The following is an 8,349-nucleotide window of genomic DNA, read 5'->3' as shown; positions in this document are numbered from 1 at the left end:
AGTTCTCACCCAACTCAGCAGTACCCGGCAGGCCCCCTATTCTCCCCGCGAAAAAACAGCACCCCGACACGCCTACAGACGCAAAGCCAAACCCCAAACACAACCAACACGTTTGTTCCTATAACCCGGCTTCCCCCGTCCACAAGGCTTACTAGCAGAAATATGCCGCTGACTCGCGGTAAGCGGCCGAATTCTGCCAAGTATGTGAGCAGTTGGATGTTTCTATGCCCGTGTCTCAGGCGTCAGACTTGGACACCTGATTGAGGAAGGCACGTACCGCTGGGCTGGAGTCGGCATCTCGTCTCCATATCAGGCGTTTGCGCAGGGTTAGGGGCGGATTGAAGTGTCTGACATCAAGTTCGTCAGGGTCCCTGCACCCGTCAGGTCGGTCGTCTTTATCGGAAGCGGCGGGAGCAGTAGCAGGGAGCATGGAGGCCGCAGTCAGTGCGATTCCCGCGCCCTGCCGGGCCATCGCCACGTGCAGGAGCGGGTCGTTGGTCACGCACATCAGGTCGATCTGATGGTCTGCGCGTGCGGCATCGATGAGTTCGGCCAATGCTGATTCGTGCGTGTAGCTGATGATGGGGCGCCCCGCGAGGTCCGGCCATGATACCCCGGACGCATGGGGGAAACCGCCCGAAACAGCCACTGCCACCACCTCATCCATCATCACGGTGATGCTGTCGAGCTCTCCTGGCAATGGCGCCACTTCGCTTACGGCGACTGCCAGATCAAGCTCCCGAGCATGCACGGACTCGATCAGCGTACGGCTGGTTCCGTCGACCATCGTGATGCGCACCCCGGGATGGGCGCGATGCAACGCCGCCGCGCAGGCCGGAATTCGAGTATTGGCGGTGCCATTGACGACGCCGATGCGCAAGGTTCCCGTCAGCAATCCGGTTCGTTCGGCGAATGCGTCATGGGCATGCTCAATCGCGGAAAGCGCCGCGCGCGCATAGGGGACGAGCGTCTCCCCCGCCTCCGTTAACGCGGCACCATCCCGGCTGCGGACAAACAGGCGTTCGCCCAGTTCGCGTTCCAATCCGGCAATCTGCCTGCTCAATGAGGGCTGGGCCACCCGGCATCGCACGGCAGCCGCGCTGAACGATCGTTCCTCGCCTACCGCAAGAAAATATCCAAGTACACGAATATCCATATCTCAAAAGCATAACAGAGGATACTTCTAGGTCTTTGACACATAGAATCCGAGCGGCAACGATGGCACTATGACACTGAAACCCATACCTCGAAAATCGAAGTCTTTGCAATCTTCACACCCTGAGCAACACTCACATGCCCAGCAATCGCATTCCGGCCAGCAGCCGCACGACGATACAAAGCCCGCCCGCCGCGGGCTGCTCTACGGCATCGCTTTTCTGTCCTTCTTCGACCGATTCGCGGCCTCCCCCATGCTGGTCCTCATGAGCGTTCAGGAAGGCACATCCCTCTCCGCGATCGCGACCATGATCGCCGCCTACGGAATCGCCTACGGCTTAGGCCAGCCAATCTGGGGAATACTGGGCGAGCGCCAGGGCCGCCGACGCGCGCTGCTCGTCGCCTTGTCCGGAACCACGCTGACCGGTCTGGCGACCATCCTTGCCCCGACTCTGCCCATGATGGTCGCGGCGCGAACCGCGATGAGGCTGTGCGTCGGAAGCCTGTACCCACTGCTCCTCACGCTCATCGCCGACACCACGTCCACAGCCCAACGCGGGCAGGCGATCTCCGACCTGCAGGCCTCATCCGCGCTGGGAACGACCGTCGCCACCCTGGTTGCCGGCGCAATCGCCACAGCCACCAACTGGCGCGTCGTCGTCGCATTCACCTGCCTAGCAGCGACAGGCTTCTTCCTTGTGCTCTACCGTCAGAAGTCTGCCGACTCGCATCGTGCCACAACTGAAAACACCCAGCCTCTCCCCTTCCTTGCCTCCTTCCGCATCGCCCTCGCGCCTCGGCCCCTCGCCCTCTACGCCCTCGGATTCGTCGAGGGCGGGCTGCTGCTGGGCACGTTGACCTATCTGGCACCCGCCATCGAGACGCTTGGCGTCGCCCCGCAGCTCGCCGGCAGCCTTACCGCAGGCTATGGTATCGCCGTGATCGCCGGGTCCCAGCTCAACAAAGCACTCATGCTCCAGCTGCCACGCCTGCCCATCATGATCGCAGGAGCGCTCATCCTGGCAGCCGCCTACTTCATCGCCGGTCTGCGCCTGTCAATCCCCACCGTGATCATCGCATCAGTTCTGGTCGGGCTGTCCAACGCCCTGCTTCATTCCGGCCTGCAATCGTGGGCGACCGAGGTTGCTCCGGCAGCTCGCTCCACCACCGTCGCCTTCTTCGCCTGCTCGGTGTTCCTCGGCGCCGGCGTCCTCACCAGCCTCGCCGCACCTGCCATCGCAGCGAACCGCTACACGATAGTTTTCCTCGTCACAGCAATTGCAGCGCTACTGCTCACCTTTGCACTCACGATCGTTGCTTCACATTTTCATCGCCGCCAACGCGAAGAATCGTTATAGAGAACACGGCTGCCACCCACCGACGCTCAGCGCCGCCGCTGGCAGCGCGGGCAATAGTACGACGACCGCGACCCGAAGCGTTCGCGCCGGATTGGAGTGCCACATCGCGGACATGGTTTGCCTGCGCGGCCGTATACGTTGAGGCTGCGCGAGAAGTAGCCGGATTCGCCATTGACATTGACGTACAGCGAGTCGAACGAGGTGCCGCCTTGGGCGAGCGACTCGGCGAACACCTCGCGCACGGATGCCAGCAGCCGATGCAGCGTGCGCGCCGCAATGCCGCGTCCGGCTCGCGCCCAGTATATGCGCGAGCGCCACAGGGCCTCATCGGCATAGATGTTTCCCACTCCGGAGATCAGTCGCTGGTCGAGCAGCAACGATTTGACGCTCGCCCGCGATGCTCGCATACGGGCGATGACTGCTTCCTCGTCGAACACGGCTTCCAACGGATCCGGCGCGATGTCGGCGACACTGCTGGGCACCGACCGGCCACGGCCATCGTCCGCGAGCGACTCGACTGCGAGCCGCCCGAAGATGCGCTGGTCAACGAACGACAGCTCGACAGGCCGCCCATCATCCCGTACAAGCTGCAACCGAGCGCGTACATGAGGACCGGTAAGGGCCAGCGCCACGCGCGAGCGCTTATCATCATGGGATGCTGTGAGCGCTTGCTGCTTGCCATGCGATACAGAAGATGATGCAGAAGAAGCAGGGGGCGCAGCAGGTACAGAAAACACCGGAATTTGCAGCGCTGCCTCAGGTTCGCGCAGCAGCAGTTGGCCACTCATGCCTAGATGCGCCGTCAGCGCTTCGGATGGAGGCTGCGACTGCAGCGGTCTCGCAGGCCGCACGCCATCACCGAACCCGTCAAGCGGCATCCACAGGAATTTGCCCCGTCGTTCCACGGCGACAATCCGGCGTCCTTCAAGACTGCGCGCAAATGCATTGCCCGAAAGGTGCGGCGCTGCAGGAGCCCCATGTCGCCTCAGGATGCGTTCGTCGATCACGTCAACGCCTGTGCAGGTCGCGCCCGAGATGTGGGACGCCAGACCGCGACGCACGGTTTCGACCTCTGGTAGCTCTGGCATAATCCCTAGCCTATAGCCTTTTGGCACCATCACGATGAGCCGAATTCCATATGGGACTATGAGACTGTAAGACTGCGCAATTACTCGTAAGCAAACTGACCCTATGCTGTCTCACGTGTGCGCCCTACGCTGCGAGCATAGGCCGCACACGTTCTGCCGAGGCGCAAAACACCGGAAACTCGCGATACCTGAGCCAAACCGCCGCATGCTCGCTTCGCATATCACGAGCAACGGCAATCGCATTATAGGATGATATATACAGGATTCGGCATTAGTGCGTCAGCGGCGGCCGCGGTGCCGGCATCGGACATATACGACATACAAGGAGGCAGTCATGACATTGCAAAAGCTCAACGATCTGGACATCGGCGTCATCAGCGATCAGCTCGGCAGTCAACTCAGAGACCAACTCGGCAACCAGTTCAGCGCCCAGACGGACAATCTCAAATCCATGCTGCGCGATGCCGCGCAGACGGCGCAAACCAAGAACCCGTTCCCGTTGTCCGAGCAGGAGAAAAAGACCACTGGCGACACGCTGGTTGCCTTCGGGGTTGCTTCGGTGCTGCTGTTCGTGGTGTTCCTCTTCTACCGCGCCATCGTCAAATCCGGCGTGAAGGCAGCTCTCAAGGAGCATGACAAGGAGCTGGCAGGCAGATTGCTGCGGCATCATCGCAGGCACGGACGCCCAGCCTTGGAAGACTTCGAGGACGAAGAGGATGGCTGAGCGCCAGTAGGCATTGGGATTGATCTGGGAACCCCTCAATCCATATAAAAAGTGCTTCGAGATTCACTCTCGAAGCACTTTTTGCATGACCACTGTGCAGGTTGCACGTGAGCATAAGGCTAATGACACGAAAGAGACGCTGAGCTGCGGTCAGCGGCGTATTCCTGCCAGTTACATGAGACTACTGGAACGAATCGGCCGCTGACTGTGGGGGGGTGCGGCGCATTCGTTCCAGTAGCCGCTTCTCGAATGCCTTGCGTTCGCAAGCCCTGTGTAGTCTGGCCCTAGCACAGGGGATATTCGCCATCCCGGGGGCTCATCATCCCCCAGAAATACACGCGCACAGAGGGGGCCGCAATGCTTCAGCAACTCATCGCCTTTATTTTGGCATCCCTGCTCATCATCATCGTGCCGGGGCCGGATATGGCACTGCTGCTGAGGAACGCTGCCCGCGGAGGGCAACGAGTGGCACGCCATACGGTCGCTGGCATTATGACGGGGAACGTCATATTAGGTACGGCGGCGGCTCTCGGTCTGACGGTCCTTCTGATGGCTTCCACGACGCTCTACCACGTCGTGCGCGTCGCGGGCGGCCTGTATCTGGTGTGGCTGGGAGTGCAGTCGATTCGTTCCGTATGGATGCAGCGGCATAGTGCGGCTGCCGAAAACGACCCGTCCCAAGGACGCCAGGAAGTCCGAAAAGTCACGGCAACGCATCACGGTTTTCGCGAAGGACTGCTTTCGAACCTGCTCAATCCCAAAGTCGCGATATTCTACCTATCCCTTTTCCCGCAATTCAACCTGAATCCCTTAAGCCCGCTCATTCAGCACGTCGTGTTGGCCGGATGTTTCTGCCTCTTGGCCGCAGCATGGTATGTGATAGTTCTGGCCATTCTCGGACGCATCGAGCAGCTCCTTTGCAAACCAGAATTCAACCAAATGCTCGGACTGGTTACCGGAAGCGTGCTCGTAGGCCTCGGCGGCTGGGTGCTGGCAAAGCGTTGATTGCGTCGATGCGAGGAGCAATCATGAGCATGACATCAGTAACCGTCCGTTTGGATGAAGCAACGAAACGAGACGCCTCAGCCGTCGCAGAGAAACTGGGCACTGACCTTTCTGCAGCGACACGAATGTTCTATAAGCAGATCATTCGGGAACAGGGCATCCCTCTCGACCTCCATCTTGCCGAAACCCCGAACGCCGAGACAATCCAGGCAATCAACGACGGGCGGAAGGCACTATCCGACGGCGAGCCCGGACATTCAACACCTGACGCGCTTTTCGCATCGATAGGAATCTGAGAATCCCATGCTCCAGTCGAAGACCACCCCAGCGCAGCCTCCCCTGCTTACTTGATGATCGGGCGCAGGGGGGCGGAGACGTCGACCTGGTGCTTGTCGCCAATTTTGGTGGGGTCGTTGATGATCTTGTCTACGACGGCTTTCTTCAGGTCCAATTGCGAGGCGTCGCCCCAGATGATGACGCGGTCGCCGCCGTTCAATTCCGTAGTGATCGAGTCCTGGGTCTGGGCGCTGACCTTGGTGATGCTTTTGCGCATGTTCTCGGGCAGGGAACTGAGGATTTTCAGCGACTCCCGCACCGCGCGGCTGCTCAGTCCCTTGTCGACGTCGCTGACTTCGATAACCGGGATGCCATCGGCGGAAGCGCCGTTGACCGAGTTGAGCACACGGCCTTGGCCATCGACCGCAGTCATGCCTGTGCTGGTTTTGAGCATGGCCGCAGGCTTCTGCGCCTTCACCACAACCGCCATGCCCCTGGGGAAGCGCTTGCCCGCCGTGGCATCGGTGACGCCGGGGATGTCCTTGAGCTGCGAGGTCACTTCGTTCGCCGAGACCAGAAACAGCGATTTGCCGATCTGACGGTCGGCGATGTCGCGGATGCGCTGCTCGCTAACCCACTCGTTGCCGCCGGACACCGTAATCTGCGCGGCATCCAAGCGGAAGACGCTGGAAAACAGAAGCAGCCACACCAGGCCGCAGACTACGACAATGCTACCGACGATGGCAATCACGCGCACGGCGATGGTGCGCATGCTGGCGCGCCGCCGCTCCCGAAGCCGCGCGCTGAAATCGACGACTTTGGGTCGCGAAGCGATGCCGAGCGTGCCGGTCGTCTCCTCCAAGGTCTTGGCCACCAGATCCTCGCTGGGCAATGCCCGCGCATCCACGAAGCCGTCAGGCTCGCTGACGCCTATGCTTGCGCCAGCCTCAGAAACGACACTGCGGGCTGCGGCATGACCTTTCGCCGTTTCGCGCCTATGCCCACGACCGGCATGGGTCGACCTTCCAGATTGGGCGGAATCACGGTCCCCAGAGGCACCACGCCCTGCAGCCGAGCCGGATACGACACGACCTCTCCCCTGCCCCTGCGCCGCGGCATCGCTGATGCGCCCAGGCGTATCGCCGTCGCGCCCATGCGAGGAACTGGTGACCCGCCTGCTCATTAGGCCTCACACGCCTCGCGATGCGCCTGCAGCGCGTGCAGCAGCACCGGGTCCATATCGGTGATGTCGCCAGCGCCGACGGTGAAAATCACATCGTCATGATGCGCGCGCATCACAATCATCTGCGCCGCCATATGCATGTCCTCGACCGCGCGAATCCACCCGGTCGGAGGCTCGTGCGGCAGCTCGGCCGCCGCGCTGACGATAGTGGACGCCCCGATGCCGGGGAAATCCTCCTGCCGTTCGCGGGCCGGGTAGACGCCGCTCACAATCACGTCGTCGGCCAAGCTGAGCGCCTCGGCGAACTCGTGTGCAAAGTATTTGGTGCGCGAGAACAGGTGCGGCTGGAAGAGCACATGGATGCCGGCCTGCGGGTAGCGCCGACGCGCCGCCTCAAGCAGCGCCCTGATCTCGGTGGGGTGATGCGCATAATCGTCAATGACGCTGACGCCTTTTTCGCAGCCGCGAAGCTGGAAGCGTCGTGCTGCTCCGGCGAAGTCATGCACCGCAGCCGCAGCCGCATGCGGCTCTAGCCCCAACTGCACCGCAGCCAAGATGGCCGCTGCCGCATTGCGGGCGTTATGCGCACCGGGAATGCGCAGCGCCACCGGCACGCGCACGTCGCCCTCAACGCCTTCGAAAGTACCGCCTGGAATATGCAGCACGAAGCGCTCCTCGCCGCTGCCGGCCTCTTCGCGCTCCTCTTCAATGCGAGCGAAGGCGGCCCCGTTGAGTTCCGCTGCAGCCAGCTCGCGCGTGCCATAAGCGACGGCGCGCGCAGCCACTGACGGGTCCAGCGCCTGCAAAATGCCTAGTGCGCCGTCGTCGTCGATGCTGATGATCACACGATCACGCGCATGGCCCGCATACTCGACGAACGCGGCCTGATAATGCTCCTCGTCGTGGTAATGATCGAGATGGTCGGCTTCGGCATGCGTGATGATTGCAATGTCAGGATGGTACTTGAGGAAGCTGCCGTCGGATTCGTCGGCCTCCGCCACCAGCACATCGCCGGATCCTGCGTGGCCGCCGTCCGAAGAAGTGCCATCGGGCCGCTGAATCGAGCCGCCAATCGCATAGCTCGGGTCAGCCAGCGCGCCAGACCCGGCAGTGACGAGAATATGCGCCAGCAGCGAGCTGGTCGTAGTCTTGCCGTGCGCTCCGGCCACCGTCACCGCACGCGCGCCATGCATAAGCAGCGCGAGAATATCACTGCGATGCACGATACGTGAGTTTTGTTCGCGCGCCGCGACGATTTCAGGATTATCGCCGCGAATCGCGCTGGAATACACCACAGTGCGCGCGCCTTCGACATTAGCCGTAGCCTGCCCGATGGTCACCGGTATGCCCAGCGCCTCGAGCCGCTGCGTTTTCGCATTGGCCTCGCGATCCGAACCGCCTACTTCCACTCCGCGCTCGTGCAGCATCTCAGCGAGCACGCTCATGCCCGCCCCGCCGATGCCGATGAAATGCGTGCAGCCCAGCTGCTGCGCACCATCGTCAGGCCCGAAGGCTGGAGTGGTCGGATCCAAATCGATGGCCCCGCCGTTCGTCATGCTT

At 61.7% G+C, this 8,349-nt stretch carries 8 protein-coding genes; 4 read left to right on the top strand and 4 right to left on the bottom strand.

Annotated elements, in window-relative coordinates:
- Nucleotides 1-235: 235 nt before the first annotated feature.
- Entirely contained in the window at nt 236-1,156 is a 921-nt protein-coding gene (locus DDF78_RS06015) for a LysR family transcriptional regulator (protein WP_152580673.1), read from the bottom strand.
- 70 nt (nt 1,157-1,226) lie between these two features.
- Between DDF78_RS06015 and DDF78_RS06010 the strand changes: the two genes are divergently transcribed.
- On the top strand, nt 1,227-2,513 hold the full coding sequence (locus tag DDF78_RS06010) for an MFS transporter (protein WP_152580674.1): 1,287 nt from the start codon (nt 1,227-1,229) through the stop codon (nt 2,511-2,513).
- Between the two features lie 26 nt (nt 2,514-2,539).
- Here the strand turns inward: DDF78_RS06010 and mutM are convergent, their stop codons facing one another.
- Complete coding sequence (gene mutM / locus DDF78_RS06005; protein ID WP_152580675.1) at nt 2,540-3,601, bottom strand: bifunctional DNA-formamidopyrimidine glycosylase/DNA-(apurinic or apyrimidinic site) lyase; 1,062 nt, start codon at nt 3,599-3,601, stop codon at nt 2,540-2,542.
- A 334-nt stretch (nt 3,602-3,935) separates the two neighbouring features.
- Here mutM and DDF78_RS06000 point away from each other — a divergent pair, with 334 nt between their 5' ends.
- The 3 genes from DDF78_RS06000 (at nt 3,936) to DDF78_RS05990 (ending at nt 5,626) form a co-directional block, all read left to right on the top strand.
- Nucleotides 3,936-4,325: a hypothetical protein gene (locus DDF78_RS06000; RefSeq protein ID WP_152580676.1), complete on the top strand. Its 390-nt coding sequence runs from the start codon at nt 3,936-3,938 to the stop codon at nt 4,323-4,325.
- A 357-nt stretch (nt 4,326-4,682) separates the two neighbouring features.
- A complete protein-coding gene (locus tag DDF78_RS05995; protein ID WP_152580677.1) occupies nt 4,683-5,330 on the top strand; it encodes a LysE family translocator in 648 nt (215 codons plus the stop codon).
- 23 nt (nt 5,331-5,353) lie between these two features.
- Entirely contained in the window at nt 5,354-5,626 is a 273-nt protein-coding gene (locus DDF78_RS05990) for a type II toxin-antitoxin system RelB/DinJ family antitoxin (RefSeq protein ID WP_152580678.1), read from the top strand.
- A gap of 47 nt (nt 5,627-5,673) precedes the next feature.
- Here DDF78_RS05990 and DDF78_RS05985 read toward each other — a convergent pair whose 3' ends face one another.
- Both DDF78_RS05985 and murC read right to left on the bottom strand, forming a co-directional pair.
- Nucleotides 5,674-6,789, bottom strand: coding sequence for a cell division protein FtsQ/DivIB (locus DDF78_RS05985; protein WP_152580679.1), 1,116 nt, complete (start codon nt 6,787-6,789; stop codon nt 5,674-5,676).
- Entirely contained in the window at nt 6,789-8,345 is a 1,557-nt protein-coding gene (murC, locus tag DDF78_RS05980) for a UDP-N-acetylmuramate--L-alanine ligase (RefSeq protein WP_202613226.1), read from the bottom strand. Before murC ends, DDF78_RS05985 begins: the two co-directional genes overlap by 1 nt.
- Nucleotides 8,346-8,349 lie beyond the last annotated feature (4 nt).

The sequence above is a fragment of the Bifidobacterium tibiigranuli genome (assembly GCF_009371885.1).
Taxonomy (GTDB): domain Bacteria; phylum Actinomycetota; class Actinomycetes; order Actinomycetales; family Bifidobacteriaceae; genus Bifidobacterium; species Bifidobacterium tibiigranuli.
The sequence above is the reverse complement of the archived record's forward strand: the minus strand, read 5'-3'. Positions and strand labels throughout refer to the sequence as shown.